Here is a 20,426-nt window from a genome sequence, read left to right as displayed (position 1 = left end):
GCCACAAGAAAAAACCAGCGGCAAGTTCGCGGCCAGTAAATATTTAGTGAATGGAAAAGGCTATTTGATGTAGGAATCCAGCACTTTCAGTACAACTTCAAGATCTTCTTCACGCTTGAGCTCCTCTCCCTGGTGGACGATATGCTCAGTCAGATGACCTTTGATAACCTCACGCAGTAAGCCATTCACCGCGCCGCGTATTGCAGCAATTTGCTGTAGCACAGCAGCACACTCATGGGGTTCATCAAGCATTTTATTCAGCGCAACAACCTGCCCCTGAATTTTGCTGGTACGGGCTTTGAGTTTCTTCCTGTCACGAATGGTATGTGGCATAGCGTGATCCTGAAAACAAAATATCAGTACATTATAACATCACCAATATACTGGGTGGTAGTATTTTTTACTGGGGGGGAGTACAATCCTCTAACCATCGTAAGCTAACTAAGAATTATTATCATGAATGAGTTCACAGTACTTCTTCAGCAAGGAAATGCCTGGTTTTTTATTCCCAGCGCAATATTACTCGGCGTTCTCCATGGTCTGGAACCCGGTCATTCTAAAACTATGATGGCGGCATTTATTATTGCCATCAAAGGTACTGTACGCCAGGCCGCCATGCTCGGGCTGGCCGCAACTGTATCTCATACAGCAATTGTCTGGCTGATTGCCTTTGGTGGCATGTACATCAGCAACAAGTTCACCGCGGAGTCGGCCGAACCCTGGTTACAAATAGTGTCTGCCGCCATCATTCTTGGTACGGCATGGTGGATGTTTTGGCGAACCTGGCAAGGTGAAAAAAACTGGCTTGAATCTGTGCAGGCTCATGAACACTCCCACGAGCATAGTCACCATCACCACACCGATATTCAGCAAATAGATACCGGGCATGGGAAAGTTGGGTTATCGATTTTTGAACAAGGACAGCCACCGCACTGGCGGTTAGCCACGCTGAGTGGGCATGTATGGCCCGCGGAACAAGTTTCTCTGGAAACAGTGCGCGAACCCGGCGGTGCAGTGGAGGTTTTTAATTTTGTCAACAAAGGCAGTTATCTTGAATCGACAGTAGCAGTACCGGAACCCCATGAATTTACCGTGCAACTGTCACTTGGCCACAATGGGCACGCGCATAAGTATGAGTTAGCCTTTACCGAAGATGGCCATGAGCATGATCATGGGATGCTCGCAGGACTGGATGTGAATTCGAAAGAGTACCAGGACGCACATGAACTTGCCCATGCTAATGATATTCGCCACCGCTTTCATGGCAAAGAAGTCACCAACTGGCAAATTCTGCTGTTTGGCCTGACAGGCGGCTTACTGCCATGCCCTGCAGCAATTACTGTGCTGCTTATATGTATCCAGTTGAAAGCACTGGCATTGGGGGCAACGTTGGTTATCTGTTTTAGTATTGGCCTGGCGCTGACACTGGTGACGGTTGGCGTTGGTGCGGCAATCAGTGTACGGCAGGTGGCAAATCGCTGGCAGGGTTTCAATACGCTGGCGCGCCGTGCGCCTTACTTTTCCAGCGTACTGATTGCACTTGTTGGGCTGTATATGGGGATTCACGGTTATCTGGGAATTACCGGGTAACATAAAGAGGTTTAGTTCCCCGCCAGGCAGACAGACCTGGCGGGTTTGGTTTAGTGGGAGTGTAACCCGGCCAGTTGCATCAGCAACCGAAACAGGAAACTGACAACTCCCAACGCCAGAACACTGGCAGCCCAAATAAGCAATAACCAACTAAGTTTGCGCCATACCGGAGCCGTGTTCATTAGTGATACCCTCCATCAGCATTCACTTTTCCACGAAACACATGGTAACTCCACCAGGTGTAGCCAAGAATAACAGGCAAAATGAACAACGCCCCGGGCAACATAAAGCGCTGGCTGGCCGCAGGTGCTGCCGCGTCCCATAAAGTCATCGATGGTGGTAACAGAAAAGGCCACAGGCTAACGCCAAGCCCGGCAAACCCAAGGAAAACAAGCATAATTGCCATAACAAAAGGATTCCGGTGGGTATTGTTCTGCTGCAAAGTCCGGGCTAGCTGAAAACTGCAAACGCCAACCAGTAACGGCACCGGCAGCAGGTACCAGAAACCCGGCAGGCTAAACCAGCGCCTGGCAATAAATGGCTGAGTAAGCGGGCAAAAAACGCTAACGCCCAGCAGAATGACCAGAAATAATCCCAGCAGCATTGTTGAAAAGTGGCGCATACGTAACGCCAGCTCACCATCACATTTCAATACCAGCCAGGTAGAGCCAAGCAGACTCCAGGCAACAACCAGGCCAATACCACAAAACACAGTGAAGGGCGTTAGCCATGGGAACAATGCCGTACTGCTCCCCGAAAAGCCCTGAACGAGAGCGCCTGCTACCATCCCTTGAGTAAACGTCGCCACAAAAGAGCCCAACATAAAACTTTTATCCCAGAACCCACGGTGGCTCTGGGTTGCGTTGACCCGGAACTCAAAGGCCACGCCGCGGAAAATCAGCCCCAGAAGCATCAGTGTCAGTGGTACCGACAAGTAATCGGTAATTGCAGCGTAAGCCTGTGGGAAGGCACCAAACAAGGCGGCGCCCCCCAGAACCAGCCAGGTTTCATTGCCATCCCAAACAGGCGCCACCGTGTTGACCATCACATCACGCCGGGAACGCGTATGCTCAACGGCAAACAGCATGCCCACTCCCAGGTCAAAACCATCCATGATGATGTACATCAGCGTGGCAAAAATAATCAGTGCAAACCAGAACAGTGATAAATCCATTGTGATTACTCCTTATCACTTATTGCGGCTGAAAGTGGGCGGGCGGGGGTTCCATGCATCTGAACACCAGTGTCCGGTTCAGGCCCCTTACACATCAAACGCAACATGTAGTGATAACCCACGCCAAAGACAGCACAGTAAACGACAATAAAGGTCAACAGGCTAAGGCTCATATGCAGGGTACTGTGGGCAGAAACGGCATCTTTAGTGCGCAGCAGGCCATAAACCACCCAGGGTTGGCGACCCACTTCAGTTGTTACCCACCCGGCCAGAAGCGCTATCAGCCCTGAAGGCCCCATAACAACGGCAAAACGCAGCAACCAGGTATTAGCGAACAACCGGTTATTTCTGCGGTTCACTAAGGCCCAAACACTGAGCAGTATCATTAAGATACCCAGCCCAACCATGACACGAAATGACCAGAAAACCAGAGGGGACCAGGGGCGGTCAACAGCAGGAAACTCACTTAGTGCGGGTACTTGTTTGGTCAACGAGTGTGTCAGGATCAGGCTGCCTAATGCCGGAATTCCCACAGCGTAACGCGTTGTTTCCCGTTGCATATCGGGCAGGCCAAACAGTAACAGTGGAGTCGGTTCACCTGGGATGTTTTTCCAGTGCCCTTCAATGGCGGCGATTTTGGCGGGTTGGTATTTCAGTGTATTCAGCCCATGCATATCGCCCAAAAACGCCTGTAGTGGCGCGGAGACAAGCAACATCCACATTGCCATGGAAAACATGGTGCGTACGGTTGCATCTTTGCGCCCACGTAACAGGTGCCAGGCGGCCGTTGCACCCACAAAGAGCGCGGTACTGACAAACGCAGCAACAGTCATATGCATCAGGCGGTAAGGGAATGACGGATTGAAAATAACCGCAAACCAGTCAACAGGCACAACATGGCCTTGTTCGATGCGATAACCCTGCGGGGTTTGCATCCAACTGTTGGAAGCCAGGATCCAAAAAGTGGAAATCAATGTGCCCAATGCAACCATACAGGTTGCGAAGAAATGCAACCGTGGGCCTACTTTATTCCAGCCAAATAACATCACACCAAGAAAACCGGCTTCAAGGAAAAAAGCGGTTAGCACTTCATAGGTCAGCAAGGGGCCAGTAATACTTCCGGCAAACTGAGAGAAAATTTTCCAGTTAGTGCCAAACTGGTATGCCATTACCAGCCCGGATACAACACCCATACCAAAGTTAACCGCGAAAATTTTACTCCAGAAATGGTACAGCGTGCGGTAATGAAGGCGCTGAGTTTTCAGCCATAACCCTTCAAGCACCGCCAGGTAGCTGGCAAGACCAATGGTGATGGCCGGGAAAATAATATGGAACGAGACCGTAAAGGCGAACTGGATCCTCGCCAGATGAAAGGCATCAAACGCCACGATACAAACCTCATAATTACCGAGTGGTGGCATTATCTTAAGTAGCCATGATATTGCTGGGCAGCCACAGTTAGTGGGTATTTTCCTATAACAGTTTTACAAAAAATGCCAGAAACAGGAAATTGTTATATATAACCCGTTGCGGAGGCTCCTGGTGGTTAAAAAAGTGTTACTATAGCGTTTCACTGAACCTGCCTGCTGTTGTATACATTGTGCGCCTGACACCAGCGCGCACGCTATCTGTACTATTTTCAATCAGGAAGATTCATCAGGTGGGTGCTTTTTTGTTAACAGGAAGTCTCGTGATGAACCAAAAAGATGCGGCCTGGATAGAGGAAAAGATTCGCTTTTCACAAACCAGTGTTGCCAAAGTTGTGTTCCCAACCACCATCAACCACCATTCAACGCTGTTCGGTGGAACTGCTCTGGCCTGGATGGATGAAGTTTCATTTATAGCTGCCACCCGTTTTTGTCGTAAACGCCTGGTAACAGTCTCAACCGAGAAGATCAATTTTAAACACCCGATCCCCTCGGGGTCGATTGTCGAACTGGTTGGCCGGGTGACCCGAGTGGGTAATACCAGCCTCACAGTCACTGTGACTATCTACCTTGAGCAGATGTACTCCGATGGCAGGGAAGAAGTCATTCATGGCGAGTTTAACTTTGTCGCCGTCGATGACAACGGCAAACCAACACCGTTGTTCGACGACACACCTTAGCCTATGAAAAAATATCAGCAACTGGCTGAACGTATTGCTCATCAGATTGAGTTGGGTGTCTGGCATCCTGGCGACCGGCTGCCATCAATACGTGAACAAACAGGCCATAGTGGCGTAAGTTTTATGACTGTCACGCATGCTTACCAGTTGCTGGAAAGCCGCGGGCTAATCATCGCACGTCCGCAGTCAGGTTATTACGTCTCACCCCCTGAGTCTGCTACTCCACCTGGTGTGCCAGCATCACTGGTTCACCAGGAAAACGTAGACATCAACAGTTATATTTTTGATGTGTTGCAGGCCAGTAGCCGCCCAGGAGTGGTGCCTTTTGGCTCCGCGTTCCCCGACCCAAAATTATTCCCGCTCGCTCAACTTAACCGCTCCCTTGCACATGTGGCGCGTAACACCAGCGCTGTAAGTATGACGGAAAACCTGCCACCTGGTCACCGTGCATTACGTCAGGCCATCGCCCGCCGTTACGCCCAACATGGGTTAACGATTTCTCCGGACGAAATCGTCATTACGACCGGGGCACTGGAAGCTCTGAACCTGAGTTTGCAGGCAGTCACCGAACCCGGCGACTGGGTTGTGGTGGAGACTCCCTGTTTCTATGGTGCCCTGCAAGCCATTGAACGCCTCAAACTTAAAATGATTGCTATCCCCAGTTCTCCCCATCACGGTATTGATCTTGCCGCGCTGGAGCAGGCCCTGAATAACTGGCCAGTAAAAGCCTGTTGGTTGATGGGGAATCACCAAAACCCACTGGGATTCACATTAGCGGATGAACGTAAACAGCAGATAGTCGATTTGCTGACACAGCATCAGGTGACATTAGTTGAAGATGATGTATATGGTGAACTCTACCAGGGAAACACACGCCCAGCCCCGTTCCGGGCTTTTGATACTGGGGGTATCACACTGCATTGCGCTTCGTTCTCCAAATCTCTGGTGGCCGGGTTCCGTGTAGGCTGGGTGGCCGCAGGCAGGCATGCCAGGCGTATTCAACAATTGCAACTGATGAGCACGCTGTCTGGCAGTGCGCCAGTGCAAATGGCGCTGGCTGATTACCTGACGACACGCAGTTATGATACTCATCTGCGCCGTTTACGGCGGGTTCTGGCAGAGCGTAAGCACAAAGCGTGGCAAATTCTGCGCCAGCACTTACCGGAAAATTGTGTGATTACCCGCCACGACGGTGGGTATTTCTTATGGGTTTCTTTACCTGAAGGTATTGATACCCGGGCACTGAATACCGCTGCAATTCGTGAACAAATTAGCGTCGCTCCCGTGAGTATGTTTACCGTGGGCCAGACCGGGCTTAATGGTTTTCGCGTTAATACCTCTTTTCCCTGGCAGGAACGGGAGATTCAGGCAGTACAAACACTTGGCCGGTTATTGCAACAGGCGCTTAATGCAGCTTCATAGGATATTTCAATACCACCTGTTTTTCACCAACAACCGCTAACTCCCTGCCTACACTTTAAAAGTTCACTCTTACTCTGAAACTCTTCATCACCCACCCGGCAAAACTGCGCGTTTAATCACAGCCAGGTGAAATAGTTAGTTACAGATGCCGGAAAAAAGACTGAACAGTCTACTGTTTTTACGGGAGATATTTTTACGCCAGGGTTGGCCTGATTATTTTTAATAAGACAGGAGCCATACTCATGAGACATCGTTTTGCACGCAGCCTGTTATCCCTCTGTGTTTTTTCCATCACTGCCAGCCCGGTAGTTTTCGCTGAACCAACATCTGTCGGGCAAGGAGAAGGGCGGCTCGATATCATCGCCTGGCCGGGCTATATCGAACGGGGACAAAGTGATAAGAACTATGACTGGGTAACGCAGTTTGAGAAAGAAACCGGGTGTGCGGTAAATGTTAAAACCGCCGCGACATCTGATGAAATGGTGAGTCTGATGGCGAAAGGGGGATATGATCTGGTGACTGCATCAGGTGATGCCTCACTGCGCCTTATCATGGGTAAACGCGTTCAGGCGATTAACACCGCTTTAATACCTAACTGGAAAAATGTTGACCCACGTCTGAAAGATGCCCCCTGGTTCACGGTGGCTGGCAAAGTGTATGGCACACCGTACCAGTGGGGGCCCAACTTACTGATGTATAACACGAAAACCTTCCCAACCCCACCAGACTCATGGTCAGTTGTTTTTACTAAACAACAACTACCTGACGGCAAGAGCAATGCAGGCCGTGTTCAGGCATATGATGGCCCAATTTATATCGCTGATGCCGCGTTGTTTGTTAAAGCGACGCAACCTCAACTGGGGATTACCGACCCATATGAACTTAACGAACAGCAGTATCAGGCGGTACTGAAAGTATTACGTGACCAGCACGCTCTGATTCATCGCTACTGGCATGATGCCACGGTCCAGATGAGCGATTTCAAAAATGAAGGCGTGGTCGCTTCAGGCTCCTGGCCTTATCAGGCTAACGTACTAAAAAGCGAAGGGCAGCCCATTGCCACCACCATTCCTAAAGAAGGTGTTACCGGTTGGGCAGATACCACTATGATGCATACGGATGCAAAACACCCTAACTGTGCATACAAGTGGATGAACTGGTCGCTGACGCCAAAAGTGCAGGGTGATGTGGCCGCCTGGTTTGGTTCATTACCGGCAGTCCCGGCAGGGTGCAAAGCCAGCACACTATTGGGCGACAAAGGGTGCGAAACCAACGGCTATGGCAGCTTTGCCAAAATCGCATTCTGGAAAACCCCTGTTGCTAAAGGTGGTAAGTATGTCTCCTACAGCCGCTGGACACAGGATTACATTGCGGTAATGGGCGGGCGTTAATGCCGGGGGTGCTATGTCTTACGCAGTACAGTTTGAAAATGTCTCCCGGCATTTTGGCGAGGTACGCGCTGTTGACAGTGTGACACTCGCAATTAATGAAGGGGAGTTCTTCTCAATGCTCGGGCCATCCGGCTCGGGCAAAACCACATGCCTGCGCCTGATTGCGGGTTTTGAGCAAAGCAGTGCCGGGCACATCTTAGTTCATGGGCGCGATGTCACAAACATTCCGCCTTATGAGCGAGATGTAAATACCGTCTTTCAGGATTATGCGTTGTTTCCCCATATGAGTGTGCTGGATAACGTGGCATATGGGTTGATGGTAAAAGGTGTGGGGAAAAAACAACGCCTGGCCCAGGCTCAGGAAGCCCTGGAGCGGGTTGACTTAGGGTTTGTGCGCCAGCGTAAACCCTGGCAACTTTCCGGTGGGCAGCGTCAGCGTGTCGCACTGGCCCGCGCACTGGTAAACCGCCCGGGAGTGTTACTGCTGGATGAACCACTCGGCGCACTCGATTTAAAATTGCGCGAACAAATGCAACTTGAGCTAAAAACATTGCAACGGTCCCTGGGCATTACTTTCGTCTTCGTCACCCATGACCAAAGCGAGGCGCTGTCGATGTCTGACCGGGTGGCAGTATTCAATAATGGCCGCATTGAACAGGTTGATACTCCCCGGGTGTTGTATAACCAGCCAGCCACTGAGTTTGTCGCCCGCTTTGTTGGCACAGCGAATGTGCTGAGCGGGGAAACCTGCAACACCATTACCGGTAAAACAGGAAGTTTCGCACTGCGTCCCGAATATATACAGTTAAATCACCAGGAGGCATTTCAGACACAGGGGACCGTGCGGGAGGTTCAGTATTTCGGCGCTACAACCCGGCTGGACGTGCAATTAGCCAGTGGTGAGCATTTGCTGGTCAGCCAAACCAATACACTGGGCAGTGACTGCGGGCTTTACCAGCCAGGACAGGCTGTGGCGTTATCCTGGCCTGAAGCGGCAATGGTTCGGCTGGCGGAGGAAAACCGATGAATATGCAGGAAGCAGCAAAAGGTGTATCACACTACCGTTTAAGGCGTGATGTCTGCACGTTTCTGTGGCGTCGGCCGTTGTTTTGGCTGGCACTGTTACTGACTCCACCGGTAATGTGGTTCGCCATTATTTACCTCGGTTCTTTGTTCACATTGCTGTGGCAGGGTTTGTACACCTTTGACGACTTCACCATGTTGGTGCTGCCAGAACTGACACTGAGCAACCTGGCTGCGCTATTCTCCCCGGCTAATTACGACATCATTTCACGTACCGTCATCATGGCCTTGCTGGTCACGCTGGCAAGCGCAGTGCTGGCTTTTCCTCTCGCCTGGTATATGGCGCGTTATGCCAGTGGCCGCATGAAAGCCTTTTTGTACATTGCGGTGATGTTGCCAATGTGGGCCAGTTATATTGTTAAAGCCTATGCATGGACGTTGTTGCTGGCAAAAGATGGCGTGGCGCAGTGGTTTTTAACCCATATGGGGCTGGAAGGTGTGTTAAGCACAGTGCTCAGCATACCAGGCATAGGCGGTACAACACTTTCCACTTCTGGTCTGGGCCGTTTTGGAGTGTTTGTTTATATCTGGTTGCCATTCATGATATTACCGGTACATGCTGCGCTGGTCAGAGTGCCATCTTCAGCACTACAGGCCTCGGCAGACCTGGGGGCCAGGCCGGGGCAAACATTGCGCTATGTCGTTCTGCCGCTGGCTATTCCCGGTATTGCTGCGGGTTCCATCTTTACGTTTTCACTGACCCTGGGGGATTTTATTATTCCGCAACTGGTGGGCCCGCCGGGGTATTTCATTGGCAATATGGTCTATGTGCAGCAAGGCGCTATAGGCAATATGCCCATGGCGGCGGCATTTACCCTGGTGCCTTGTGTTCTGATTGGCTTATGGCTGGCGTTGGTAAAACGCCTGGGAGCATTCGATGCACTCTAATCGCGCCCCATTTTGGCTCACTGCCACCGCCTGGGCGGTTATCATTTTTCTTCACTTCCCGTTAATTATCATTGCGCTTTACGCATTCAATACTGAAGAAGCGGCCTTCAGCTTTCCACCTTCCGGATTCACGCTACACTGGTTTCAGGTGGCTGCAGCAAGAGGGGATATACTGAATGCTGTGACGTTGTCACTTAAAGTGGCGGCACTGGCAACAATTATTGCGTTAATACTTGGCACGTTAGCTGCAGCAGCTCTCTGGCGAAAGGCATTTTTTGGCCGTAACGTCATTAGTTTTGTCCTGATGTTACCCATTGCTTTGCCCGGCATTATCACCGGTCTGGCATTGCTCACCGCCTTTAACAAATTGGGAATAACGCCGGGGATGTTCACGCTGGTTGTCGGGCATGCCACTTTCTGTGTGGTCATAGTGTTCAATAACGTAGTGGCTCGCTTTCGGCGAACCGCCTGGAGCATGGTTGAGGCATCCATGGACCTCGGAGCGGATGGCTGGCAAACCTTTCGCTATATTATTTTACCAGGACTCGCCTCCGCCATGCTTGCTGGCGGCATGCTGGCATTTGCACTTTCATTTGATGAAATTATCGTGACGACATTCACGGCAGGCCATGAACAAACGCTGCCGTTATGGTTACTGAACCAGTTAGGAAGACCACGGGATGTTCCCGTGACAAATGTTGTAGCGCTGGTTGTGATGCTTGCCACCATGTTGCCCATTCTGGGAGCCTGGTGGTTAACACGCGATACCGACACAACGGCCGGTAGTGAAAAATAATGCGACAGCAACACCAAAGTAAACAAGGAAAATAACATGCAAAGCCAACTTTTAATCAATGGACAACTGGTTACTGGGCAAGGTGAACCTCTTCCCGTTTACAACCCTGCCACCGGCGAAGTATTGCTTCAGATTCCTGAAGCCACGGTGGAGCAAGTTAACAGTGCAGTGAGTTCCGCCAGTGCCGCATTTGACTCATGGAGCCAGACAGTGCCCCGCGAGCGTGCTGAAAAACTGCTGGCACTGGCCGCTATCATCGAACAACATGCGCAGACATTTGCCCGCCTGGAGTCGCAAAACTGTGGCAAACCTTTTCACGCAGTGCTTAACGATGAAATCCCTGCAGTCGCCGATGTATTCCGTTTTTTTGCCGGAGCGGCCCGTTGCCTGAGTGGTTCCGCTGCCGGCGAGTATCTGGAAGGGCATACATCCATGATTCGCCGTGACCCGGTAGGTGTGGTGGCGTCTATCGCGCCCTGGAACTATCCGTTGATGATGGCAGCATGGAAATTAGGTCCGGCACTGGCCGCGGGTAACTGCGTGGTTATCAAACCGTCTGAAGTCACACCATTAACCACATTTAAGCTGGCCGAACTGGCAAAAGACATTTTCCCGGCGGGCGTACTGAGTGTGTTGTTTGGGCGTGGCCAAACGGTGGGCGACGCCCTGACCGGGCATAAAGACATTGCTATGGTGTCACTGACCGGTTCTATCCCCACTGGTGCACATATTATTCGCCACACATCGCAAAGTGTGAAACGCACGCATATGGAATTAGGTGGGAAAGCACCGGTACTGGTGTTTGATGACGCAGATCTTGATGAAGTGGTGGACGGGATCCGGGCATTTGGTTTTTACAATGCCGGGCAGGATTGTACCGCGGCGTGCCGCATCTACGCACAGAAAGGCATTTATGCCCAACTGGTTGAAAAGCTGGGTAACGCGGTCAGTACGCTGAAAACAGGTGCCCCTGATGACACCGATACCGAGCTGGGCCCGTTAAGTTCGCTGGCACATCTTGAACGGGTTGAAAAAGCTGTCAATCAGGCTAAGTCATTGCCACATATCAGCGTGGTAACCGGGGGTAGCCGGGTGCCCGGCCCGGGGTATTATTTCCAGCCAACGGTGCTTGCTGGTGCGAAACAAGGTGATGACATTGTTCAACGTGAGGTATTCGGCCCGGTGGTCAGTGTGACGGAATTTGACGACGAAGCGCAGGCATTACTTTGGGCAAATGACTCTGATTATGGGCTGGCCTCGTCTGTCTGGACGAAAGATGTTGGCAGAGCTCACCGTTTGTGTGCCCGTCTGCGCTATGGCTGTACCTGGGTGAATACCCATTTCATGCTGGTCAGCGAAATGCCTCACGGCGGGTTAAAGTCTTCAGGTTATGGCAAAGATATGTCGATGTATGGTCTGGAAGATTACACCGTAGTCCGCCACATAATGATAAAACATTAAGGTTGGAATGCGCGGGCGGAGGACTCCGCCCGCAATGAGTGAGGTTGTCAGGCGTGGGTTGAAGAAGCCGACTGGACGCCAGAAGTCAGGGGCTGCGAACATAACGAGCGGTAAAGTACCACCCGGTTACGGCCTTTGTCTTTGGCTTCATACAACGCGATATCTGTCATTTTTATTGCTTCATCAATACTGTCCGCATCTTCAAGTGCGGCAATACCCGCTGATATAGTGACAGAAGGCAACTGAGGATGTTTTTCCTGTTCAATAGTGCATCGGATGCGTTTGGCAATTTTCTCAGCATTTTCTGTGCTGGTACCCGGCAGCATAATGACAAACTCCTCCCCGCCAAAACGCCCAACAAGGTCCGTTTCCCGGCAGATAGTTTTAAGAATGCCACTGACCATCACCAGCACCTTATCTCCGGTATCATGCCCCCAGGTGTCATTCACACGCTTGAAGTGATCGAGGTCCAGAGAGATAAGCGCATTCTCACTGTGTTTTCCCGATACGCTTGCCAGTGTCATGAAGCCTCGCCGGTTAAGCAGCCCGGTTAATGGGTCCGTTGATGCTTCACGATCCAGATTTTTCACCTGTTTAATGGTCGAAACCATCCCGGCACTGATTGATACTTTCAATTTATTAGCTTCGTAGTACCAGGCATCTATCTGGCGAATTTCCTCCACCACATGAGCAGTCGGCTTACTGGCCGAGAGTATTGCCAGGCGGCGTAATGGCTGTGCTATCAGTGTTGATAAAATGAAGGATAACAATGAGGTAAACACCAGAATCAGAATGATAAACCACACAGACTGGCGTATTGTGGAAAGCATAATATCGTTTACCAGTGAACCATCTGCATAAACAAAGACATTCCAGTCCGTTTTAGTCAGGCTGCCAACGCCGAGTAATTGCGTCGCTTCATCATGGTTAATTACGTAAGTACCGCTCATATTCTGGCGCAACATTTTTTTCAGCTGGTCATCAATACCAATCTGGCTGCCCACTTTGTTCGGATCTTTATTAAAAATGATATGCCCGTCATTGGAAACAATGCTCACATTGGCACTGTAATTATAAAAATGGGTGCTGATTATTTGGTTTAAGATGCTTTTCTGTTTTAGGTAAATCGAACCACCGATATAACCGAGATAATTACCTGCATGGTCGAACAGCGGTGCCGAAAGAAAAATGACGTAGCGGCCAGTAGTACCAGTAAAAAAAGGCTGTGAAATATAAAGTTTGCGGGTTTTTAATGCATTCTTGTTAGCCTTCGATTGCAAGCCAATCCCTCGTAAATTGAGGCTTTCTGGTGATGTAGCCAGAATAATTCCGCGGTCATTAACCACAATAACTGAGTTAAAAAAGCCTGATTGCAAACGCAGCCTGTCGGCTTCATCTACCATGGTCTGGTAATCATTGAGACTATGAATCTTACTGGCACTGTAAGCCAGTTCCTGCTGGCTGATGCCAATCACTCTGTCCGCTGTTTCTGCCAGTTTGCGGGCATAAGCGTTGTTATTCTCAAGAATAGTATGCTCAATATTAGCTTTTTGATAAAAATACAATGACGTCAGCAAGAGCACGCCTGTCAGCACCACTGAACCAATTGACATCCAGGTCAGTAGTAAGTTGAGTTTGATGGTTCGTAGTGCGGTCATAACACGAGTCCCTCGATATGCCGACGGTTACTTTTGCTGACATATCGTAAGTAACCAGGATTTATCTATATTTTACAGATGAAGTTTGCGATAAGCGACAAACGAAACATGATTTTAGCCCTTAATTAACCTTTATGATCATGCGCAGTTCATCTGATTGCTCATACTTTAGGATTAGCCTTATCTGCCAGGCCAGGTTTGCTTAGGGTTAATCTGTCATTGTCATTGTCATTGTGCTGTCACATATGCCCGCTTAGATAAATCCTTCACAAAACAACCAAAATGGATAACCTCATGGGATTCAAACCACTGCTATTGGCCGGATTTATTCCTTTCTGTTCTCTGGCGGCACAACTTCAGGTTGACCGCTATGTCGTAAGCTTCCCAGGAGGGGAACGCGTTGCTGTGAGCCAGGCGCTACAGCATACTTTCCCTAATGGCTTGCCACCGGGTGTGGGTTCCGGGCTGACCTTTACCGGCAAACAACATGGCGAGCTGACGTTTGCCACGGTAACAGACCGCGGCCCCAATGCCGATTCGCCGGATGTGGGGGAGAAGGCATCGAAAATTTTCGCCTCTCCAGATTTCACACCATTTATTATGACAATTCGCGTGTCGGGGAATAACGCACTGGCGTCTGAAGAACGCCCCATCCATGATGACAAAGGAAATATCTCCGGTCTGCCTCTGCCACAAGGAATGGTCGGTTCTACCAATGAAGTCGCCCTCAACAGCGAACTGAAAACACTGAGCTCAGACCCGAGAGGTCTGGATACTGAAGGTATTACGCCAGACGGTAAAGGTGGATTCTGGCTATGCGATGAATATGGTCCGTTCCTGATTCATGTCGATGGCGAAGGGAAAGTCCTGGCCAAATATGGCCCGGAACCTGCCGCAGGCGAGCAAAGTGTGGCCCGGGGGTTACCAGCCATTATCAAGTGGCGCCAGCCAAACCGCGGTTTTGAAGGTGTAACCCGCCTGCCTGACGGCAAAATTCTTGGCGCAGTACAAAGCACACTGAATATAGACGGGAAAAGTAAAAATAAAGCGACCTTTACTCGTCTGGTTGTGCTCGACCCGGCGACGGGTAAAACAGCAATGTATGGCTACCCAATTGATACACACTATAAAAAAGCATCTGATGCGAAAATTGGTGATGTTGTGGCACTGAACAACCATGAAGTGTTGCTGATTGAGCAAGGTAAAGATAAAGACAAAGTGATGCATAACCGTATCTACAAAGTTGACTTGCGCCATGCAACAGACTTAACGCCATTTGATAGCCAGACAGCACCGGAATTTAACACGCCAGAAGCATTAAAAAAGCGTGGTATTAAGCTGGCGACAAAGACTGAAATTGTCGATTTACCCCAATTGGGCTGGCAGCAGGAAAAAGCTGAAGGTTTGGCACTCATCGACAACCGTACGCTGGCAGTAACCAATGACAATGACTTCGGCCTGACATCGTCACTGGCTCACCCTGTAGATGGAGCCAAAAAGCTGGATGACTACCAGGCGGATGGCAAAGGCAACCTTACCTACAATGGGCAACCGGTGACCAGTACAGTCGTGCTGTCAGCGCTCAACCCACCGGCGTCTCTTAGCGAACTTTGGGTCATTCACCTGGCGAAACCTGTCAAGTAAAGGTTATTCAGAAGATTAATCCCCGTTTCCCCGCAAGTGCAGGGAAACGGTTTTCGTCTAAGCGAGCCGTGAAATCAGTGTGACCAGTGATTTACGTTGTGTTTTATTCAGGTCGCCGGGGCGAACATAATCCCTGTTGTCCAGCGCACACTGGTACAAGGCTACCAGCCAGTCATACACATAATGCGTTGCTGCGTGGGCCGGTTGTTCACCCAGCCGGGTCAGGCGCACCGCTCCGCCAGTTTGTATATGGGGTGCGAAAATACCTTTACCACGATTGACCCGGCTCTGAGGGCGCTGTTCAACAGGTATTTCACTGTATCCCAGCCAGGTAATGAAATCCCCCAATGTGGCATAGCCTGCCACGGCATTTGCAGACAGCTTGTCCAGTTTATCCCGGAGCCCGGTACGGTAGCTGGTGGTGATAATAATATCGGCCAGCAACTGCAACTCGTCAGCGCTAAGGCCGGTGCAGGTTACGGTTTCGGGTTTTCCTGCCCACTGGCGAACATGGCGCACCCATTGAAGAAATAACACCTGACCGGCAGGCAGTACGGGAGTGCTGTCACTTTCTGCCGTTGCTGGTTCATCACTGAACAAATCAAGGCCAGGATCAAAGATAGGCAGCGTACTCAGAGCAGGTTGCTTCTGGTCGTTGTTCAGACTCTCCGTTAACCCGGCAGGGGGTAACAATCCACTAATAATTTCGCCATGATGCTGTGCCTGGCGTTGTAATGTCCGCACCAGCTGGCTGGCAAGAGATTTGGCTTGCTCCGGGTCGGCCTGTTCAGTTGCTGCATAAGGTGAAAATAGCAAACAGGTTTCTGCGCATAACCGGGCAGTCAGGGATGCCAGACGTAACTGATGGCGTTCCTGGGTCAGTGCATCCTGCAGCCAGTGTTTGAGGCGCGACAGGTTATGTTCATCCAGTGCCTGCAATGTTCCCCAGTCAACTCCGGGTTTACCACACAGGCGCTGCAAACCATCGTCAAGGGGAGTTTGCCCGCTTTGGCGGCCATCAAATGGCGTGATAACCCAGGCCATACCTGGCAGATTATCGCCATTTTCAGCCACTGCCTGTGTGGCCTGTTGCCAACGTTTCAGCAGCTGACTGACTGGGTAGATATCCTGACGGGAAGAAACCGCCTGGTTTATCAGCAGTAAATCGGGGCTGGCCTGCCAGGCATATAAATCGGGCAGTATCAGAGCCCGTGTTTTTTGTAAGGAATCAGGCACACCATAGGGCGGGAGATCCAACAGATCAACGCCATCGAGTGCTGGCGCTGCCGCCAGGGTAAACACCACCTCATAACACAGTAGCGCCAGGGAAGAGAGCGCAATACTGACCTGGCCTTCAACACGGTTAAGCTGTACCGGGCAAACAATTACATCGCCCTGGTCCTGGTCATGAGCAAACTCGGCAGGGCAGAGAAAATTCTCGGTGGGCAGTGAGAATGCATCCACCAGGAGGTCCAGCGGTGCACAAACAGCTCGCGCGCCATTAAGACGCGCCAGTGCATCGGCCAGGGTACGCCATTGAGTGGTCAGCTCCGGGTTATCTCCCCAAAACAAACTATACAGGCTCTGGCGATCATCCAGGCCAAGCTCTGGCAACAACCTGGCTATACGGAACCAGTCAGCATCATCAATTTGCCAGGTTTTACGTGCCGGAAGTTGAGCCCAGTGACGGGCCAGCAAACTGACTTCTTGTGGATTTACGGTTGGTTGTATACCCGGCTGGCGGCGTAAGGCTGCCTGCTGTAACCGGTTTTGCAGGCGGGCAGATGGCAATGCCTGTAAGCCTGGTTGATGGTGATAATGGCTCATAAACAGTGCAACCAACGCGATTTCGCTCAGCAACCGTAGAGTAACCGGGTAACCTTTGGCGGTGGTTTGCGGTTGCGCAGTGAAGCGCACTGCCATAGTAGGCGCAGTGTGCCCTGGCTGGATGTGGCTTAAGTAATCAATAGTTCGCCCCTGGGCACTCACTTGTACGCGCCCGTCAGGGCTGTCAGTCAGAGTACGTAACAACCAGGATTTTGCCTCATAGCCTTGTCCGTAAATCCCAAGAGTAGGTGAGGATTCAAGAGATTGTTCGAGCTGGCTAAGCCTGAATTGTTTTGCCTGAACATGCTGGCACAGACGGTCTCCATCTTCATCCAGTATACTGGCTTGCGTGCGGTATTTTTCAACCCAGTTAATCAGTGCGGCCAGCGTATCCGCAGTAGTGATTTTACGGCTCATGCGTAGACGCTCCCGCTATCAATCCAGTAATAATTTGCGCTGTTTTGCCGGTAAGCCAGCGTATTGAGTTTCAGGCTTAACTGCGACAATGGCACTTTGCGCCCGTCCTGTAACCATGCGTCTGCCAGTTCAAACGACAGAGGCGTATCACCGCCGTGAGTCTGGAGTTGCAGGCGAACATTCAGTACACCATCACCGGCAATAGCGCGAGACAGCCCGGCATCGTCAATCGATAAGGTATACAGCGGTGTGGCGGGCCAGCGGGCGTTATCCAGTTGCCGGAAACCCAGCGTCACATTTCCGCGCAAGGGGAAACTTACCTTAACAGCAAGTTTCTCACCCGGATTATCCAGATCAATATCCTGATACCAGACATTGTCATCGCTCAGCATGTTGTTGCTGTCCAGTACCCCCAGGTGGCGAATAGTTGAGTATGCTTTGATATCCGCCGCTTTGAAGTTGAAACCCGGCAGACGCAAATCCAGAGCCAGGCTACACAGCATCGCCCCAATAGCGGCAGTAGATTTAGGGTTGCCAATTCGTCCTTGTTCACTGAATGGGTACCATTCATGAACCGGGTAGTTTTCCAGCCACACCAGGCGGTTGACTGGCACCGGTTGCAGGTAACGAATAAGTGCCTGAATCCCAGGCAGGCAGCCAGGCCTGCCGGTAATTAACAGTACATCACAACAATAGTGAGATACGGCTTCACACAGCGCATGCAGCGGGGCGGTTATGCGGAATTTTCCCGCCATCATGGCATCGTGAAGCAGGGAAAATGGCACATCAAGGGGCACTGACATCAGGTTAAACGCATCACTCTGGGGAGGTAATGCACCCTGAACGGCTTTATGAATGTAATGGAGCACATTTTCGCCGGGCGGTACTGCCAGTAAATCGCCAAAGGTAGTGTAAACCCCGGATTGTGGGTCGCTGGGATCCTGCTCTTCCCAGGCACTCAACAATTTATGGCCCAGCGGCATAAACAGCTGGAGAGCGGCTTGCTGGCGTAATATTCCCTGGGTATCCATCCGCCCGGACTCACCAAACAGATGCCCCATAAGACCTGATGCATCTACCACTCCGGCTTGCTGAAAAGCCTGCTCAAGGGCGGGTAAAATTGCCAGTTGGATCACATCAAGCAGAATATCATCCCCGGCAATTTTAAACCCTTCGCGGAACAGTAATGTTGGAGCGATTTTAACATTGCTGCCAGTGCCTTCATCCAGTTGATAGCGGGTAATTGCCATATCGGTTGTGCCGCCACCAATGTCAATGGTTGCCACACGAATTGCCCGTCCGGGTTGTTCATCGTCTGCCAGTCGGTCTTTACGGGCAAGTGTTGAGAAAAACTGATCCGTTTTGCCAGCAAATTTCATCATGGCTTCGTTATATAACCAGACTAACTGGCCACAACTGGCTTCATCCCAGTCAAGGTGAATTGCCGGAACAGGTACAACAGTGCGCTGGCGCTCCGCCGGGCGAGAGAAATCGTCATCGGCCGGATGCCAGCCCAGCGCCTTCCAGATAACGGCAATCGCATCTTCCATTCTCTGGCGAAAAATAGCCTTCTCTTGTTTCGGCATCGCCGATGGTAACGTCAGAATCAGTGTTCTTAACTGGCGTGGTGAAGTGGGGTAGCCCTGAGCAAGACGGCTGGAAACACTATTAATCTGGGCCAGCGCCTGCATCAACAACTCACACAGCATATGCATCATCAATGAACTACGGGTGTAATGAGGAGAGAACACAGGCAGTCGTTCATCTGGTGGCAACTGATACAGTGGTTGCCCTTCATCATTCATCAGGTTCATTAACGGCCAGGCCGTTGCCAGAGGCTCTCGCTGGGTATGGGTATTAAACTGACTAAAACGCCATTCTTCATTACCTGGTGTTTCATCCCACAGGTAACGACGCGGGCTGGATATGCCGCTGTTACCTTCGGTGCCGCGGCGCGCTATTGCAAGATTACGGGCTTCATCGCCTACGCGTACAATAGCAGGCCACATAAAGGCTTCATCGCGGCCACTTTCTACGGAAAAGTGGGTTTTACCAAACCGCGCTTCATTAAACTCCATCCGGCTGGTAAACATCAGGGCATTCAGGTACTGCGGCTCACTTAAATTACGAATCTGTAATGCCATTGTCTGGCGCAAGCCGTCGTTTGTCGGCCCATGGTCTTCAATCAGCACTCCACAGGTGTGCGTATTACCGACATCAAGAACCAAATCAACGGGGATTGCCGGGGTTTGCAGGGTTTCACCAACAATTTTCACTTCAGGAATATTGAGTGAGCTCAGCAGGGTGAGCACATTCATCCAGTGAGCCTGGTACTCAAACAACTTCATCGCACGAGTAATATCTTCTTCGCTGCGCCCCTGTTCGCGAGTAGCGTACTGGGTGAAAACTTCACGTAACCAGCCATCGACCCAGGTTTGGTCCAGAAATTCAGCTACATCCTGGTTTTGCCACGCAAGGGTAAACCGCGTGCCATTGCGCACATCACTTTGCAGCGGCGCCAGGCCACCGCTATGTTCATCTTCTGCCAGTTGAGTATCAAAAGCGACAACAATACGGTGAGTATTGCCTTTGCTGTCTGGTGATGCCAACTGACGAATCTGGACTCTGGCCCAATTGTCCGGGCCACCCACGAAAGTACGGGGCGGGTTGAAACGTAGAAATGGGACTGGCAGCCATACGCCATCCATCATTTGTAGTGACTGGCTGAGTGGCTGAGTCACTTCCGGCTTTACCACTTCTGGCGCACTGGCATCAAGGGTGGGCAGGCTGTATTTCCCGGGGATAATATCGTAATCAAGGCGTAGCAAAGGCCCGTTTGCTGTTTTCCGGACAAAACAGCCCTGGTTGGGCATATCAAAAGGCGTTACACCAAAATCCAGAAACTGCACACCGCTATTCTGAATCAGCGTGACGCTTTGTTTGTAATCACTCAGGGGTGCCAGCATGG

16 protein-coding genes are annotated in these 20,426 nt (G+C 50.9%); 9 read left to right on the top strand and 7 right to left on the bottom strand.

Annotated features, from left to right (window positions below; genetic code table 11):
- Window positions 1–60 precede the first annotated feature (60 nt).
- Window positions 61–333, bottom strand: coding sequence for a Ni(II)/Co(II)-binding transcriptional repressor RcnR (gene rcnR / locus MPHASIOC01_RS06465; RefSeq protein ID WP_036113026.1), 273 nt, complete (start codon window positions 331–333; stop codon window positions 61–63).
- Window positions 334–456: 123 nt separating this feature from the next.
- Between rcnR and MPHASIOC01_RS06460 the strand changes: the two genes are divergently transcribed.
- Window positions 457–1,590, top strand: a complete 1,134-nt coding sequence (locus MPHASIOC01_RS06460; protein ID WP_353614219.1) for a nickel/cobalt efflux protein RcnA — start codon at window positions 457–459, stop codon at window positions 1,588–1,590.
- Between the two features lie 50 nt (window positions 1,591–1,640).
- Here MPHASIOC01_RS06460 and MPHASIOC01_RS06455 read toward each other — a convergent pair whose 3' ends face one another.
- The 3 genes from MPHASIOC01_RS06455 to MPHASIOC01_RS06445 are packed head-to-tail and all read right to left on the bottom strand — an operon-like array spanning window position 1,641 to window position 4,155.
- Window positions 1,641–1,772: a DUF2474 domain-containing protein gene (locus MPHASIOC01_RS06455; RefSeq protein WP_064593736.1), complete on the bottom strand. Its 132-nt coding sequence runs from the start codon at window positions 1,770–1,772 to the stop codon at window positions 1,641–1,643.
- Window positions 1,772–2,770 (bottom strand): cytochrome d ubiquinol oxidase subunit II, encoded by a 999-nt coding sequence (gene cydB / locus MPHASIOC01_RS06450; protein WP_064593733.1) that lies wholly within the window; start codon window positions 2,768–2,770, stop codon window positions 1,772–1,774. Before cydB ends, MPHASIOC01_RS06455 begins: the two co-directional genes overlap by 1 nt.
- The gene (locus MPHASIOC01_RS06445) at window positions 2,770–4,155 is read right to left on the bottom strand and encodes a cytochrome ubiquinol oxidase subunit I (protein WP_156518992.1); all 1,386 of its coding nucleotides are present in this window, start codon (window positions 4,153–4,155) and stop codon (window positions 2,770–2,772) included. The genes cydB and MPHASIOC01_RS06445 overlap by 1 nt, the downstream gene beginning before the upstream one ends.
- 302 nt (window positions 4,156–4,457) lie before the next feature.
- Here MPHASIOC01_RS06445 and MPHASIOC01_RS06440 point away from each other — a divergent pair, with 302 nt between their 5' ends.
- The 7 genes from MPHASIOC01_RS06440 (at window position 4,458) to patD (ending at window position 11,912) form a co-directional block, all read left to right on the top strand.
- Entirely contained in the window at window positions 4,458–4,871 is a 414-nt protein-coding gene (locus MPHASIOC01_RS06440) for an acyl-CoA thioesterase (RefSeq protein WP_064593727.1), read from the top strand.
- A gap of 3 nt (window positions 4,872–4,874) precedes the next feature.
- Entirely contained in the window at window positions 4,875–6,293 is a 1,419-nt protein-coding gene (locus MPHASIOC01_RS06435) for a PLP-dependent aminotransferase family protein (RefSeq protein WP_353614218.1), read from the top strand.
- Window positions 6,294–6,535: 242 nt separating this feature from the next.
- The gene (gene ydcS, locus MPHASIOC01_RS06430; RefSeq protein WP_353614217.1) at window positions 6,536–7,684 is read left to right on the top strand and encodes a putative ABC transporter substrate-binding protein YdcS; all 1,149 of its coding nucleotides are present in this window, start codon (window positions 6,536–6,538) and stop codon (window positions 7,682–7,684) included.
- 13 nt (window positions 7,685–7,697) lie between these two features.
- Entirely contained in the window at window positions 7,698–8,711 is a 1,014-nt protein-coding gene (locus MPHASIOC01_RS06425; protein ID WP_353614216.1) for an ABC transporter ATP-binding protein, read from the top strand.
- A gap of 2 nt (window positions 8,712–8,713) precedes the next feature.
- A complete protein-coding gene (locus MPHASIOC01_RS06420) occupies window positions 8,714–9,655 on the top strand; it encodes an ABC transporter permease (protein WP_156518991.1) in 942 nt (313 codons plus the stop codon).
- Window positions 9,645–10,451, top strand: coding sequence for an ABC transporter permease (locus tag MPHASIOC01_RS06415; protein WP_064593711.1), 807 nt, complete (start codon window positions 9,645–9,647; stop codon window positions 10,449–10,451). The genes MPHASIOC01_RS06420 and MPHASIOC01_RS06415 overlap by 11 nt, the downstream gene beginning before the upstream one ends.
- A 36-nt stretch (window positions 10,452–10,487) precedes the next feature.
- Entirely contained in the window at window positions 10,488–11,912 is a 1,425-nt protein-coding gene (gene patD, locus MPHASIOC01_RS06410; protein ID WP_064593708.1) for an aminobutyraldehyde dehydrogenase, read from the top strand.
- Window positions 11,913–11,959: 47 nt separating this feature from the next.
- Here patD and MPHASIOC01_RS06405 read toward each other — a convergent pair whose 3' ends face one another.
- A complete protein-coding gene (locus tag MPHASIOC01_RS06405; RefSeq protein WP_064593705.1) occupies window positions 11,960–13,570 on the bottom strand; it encodes a diguanylate cyclase in 1,611 nt (536 codons plus the stop codon).
- Window positions 13,571–13,864: 294 nt separating this feature from the next.
- Here MPHASIOC01_RS06405 and MPHASIOC01_RS06400 point away from each other — a divergent pair, with 294 nt between their 5' ends.
- The gene (locus MPHASIOC01_RS06400; protein WP_353614215.1) at window positions 13,865–15,214 is read left to right on the top strand and encodes an esterase-like activity of phytase family protein; all 1,350 of its coding nucleotides are present in this window, start codon (window positions 13,865–13,867) and stop codon (window positions 15,212–15,214) included.
- Between the two features lie 57 nt (window positions 15,215–15,271).
- Here the strand turns inward: MPHASIOC01_RS06400 and MPHASIOC01_RS06395 are convergent, their stop codons facing one another.
- Window positions 15,272–17,458 (bottom strand): virulence factor SrfC family protein, encoded by a 2,187-nt coding sequence (locus MPHASIOC01_RS06395; RefSeq protein ID WP_064593699.1) that lies wholly within the window; start codon window positions 17,456–17,458, stop codon window positions 15,272–15,274.
- A complete protein-coding gene (locus tag MPHASIOC01_RS06390; RefSeq protein ID WP_064593697.1) occupies window positions 17,455–20,424 on the bottom strand; it encodes a virulence factor SrfB in 2,970 nt (989 codons plus the stop codon). Before MPHASIOC01_RS06390 ends, MPHASIOC01_RS06395 begins: the two co-directional genes overlap by 4 nt.
- Window positions 20,425–20,426 lie beyond the last annotated feature (2 nt).

This window comes from Mangrovibacter phragmitis, from assembly GCF_040429585.1.
Classification (GTDB): Bacteria; Pseudomonadota; Gammaproteobacteria; order Enterobacterales; family Enterobacteriaceae; genus Mangrovibacter; species Mangrovibacter phragmitis.
The sequence above is the reverse complement of the archived record's forward strand: the minus strand, read 5'-3'. Positions and strand labels throughout refer to the sequence as shown.

Coding starts and splice junctions, on each gene's coding strand:
- rcnR (WP_036113026.1), bottom strand. CDS start 333: ATGCCACATACCATTCGTGACAGGAAGAAACTCAAAGCCCGTACCAGC.
- MPHASIOC01_RS06460 (WP_353614219.1), top strand. CDS start 457: ATGAATGAGTTCACAGTACTTCTTCAGCAAGGAAATGCCTGGTTTTTT.
- MPHASIOC01_RS06455 (WP_064593736.1), bottom strand. CDS start 1,772: ATGAACACGGCTCCGGTATGGCGCAAACTTAGTTGGTTATTGCTTATT.
- MPHASIOC01_RS06440 (WP_064593727.1), top strand. CDS start 4,458: ATGAACCAAAAAGATGCGGCCTGGATAGAGGAAAAGATTCGCTTTTCA.
- MPHASIOC01_RS06435 (WP_353614218.1), top strand. CDS start 4,875: ATGAAAAAATATCAGCAACTGGCTGAACGTATTGCTCATCAGATTGAG.
- ydcS (WP_353614217.1), top strand. CDS start 6,536: ATGAGACATCGTTTTGCACGCAGCCTGTTATCCCTCTGTGTTTTTTCC.
- MPHASIOC01_RS06425 (WP_353614216.1), top strand. CDS start 7,698: ATGTCTTACGCAGTACAGTTTGAAAATGTCTCCCGGCATTTTGGCGAG.
- MPHASIOC01_RS06420 (WP_156518991.1), top strand. CDS start 8,714: ATGCAGGAAGCAGCAAAAGGTGTATCACACTACCGTTTAAGGCGTGAT.
- MPHASIOC01_RS06415 (WP_064593711.1), top strand. CDS start 9,645: ATGCACTCTAATCGCGCCCCATTTTGGCTCACTGCCACCGCCTGGGCG.
- patD (WP_064593708.1), top strand. CDS start 10,488: ATGCAAAGCCAACTTTTAATCAATGGACAACTGGTTACTGGGCAAGGT.
- MPHASIOC01_RS06405 (WP_064593705.1), bottom strand. CDS start 13,570: ATGACCGCACTACGAACCATCAAACTCAACTTACTACTGACCTGGATG.
- MPHASIOC01_RS06400 (WP_353614215.1), top strand. CDS start 13,865: ATGGGATTCAAACCACTGCTATTGGCCGGATTTATTCCTTTCTGTTCT.
- MPHASIOC01_RS06395 (WP_064593699.1), bottom strand. CDS start 17,458: ATGAGCCGTAAAATCACTACTGCGGATACGCTGGCCGCACTGATTAAC.
- MPHASIOC01_RS06390 (WP_064593697.1), bottom strand. CDS start 20,424: ATGCTGGCACCCCTGAGTGATTACAAACAAAGCGTCACGCTGATTCAG.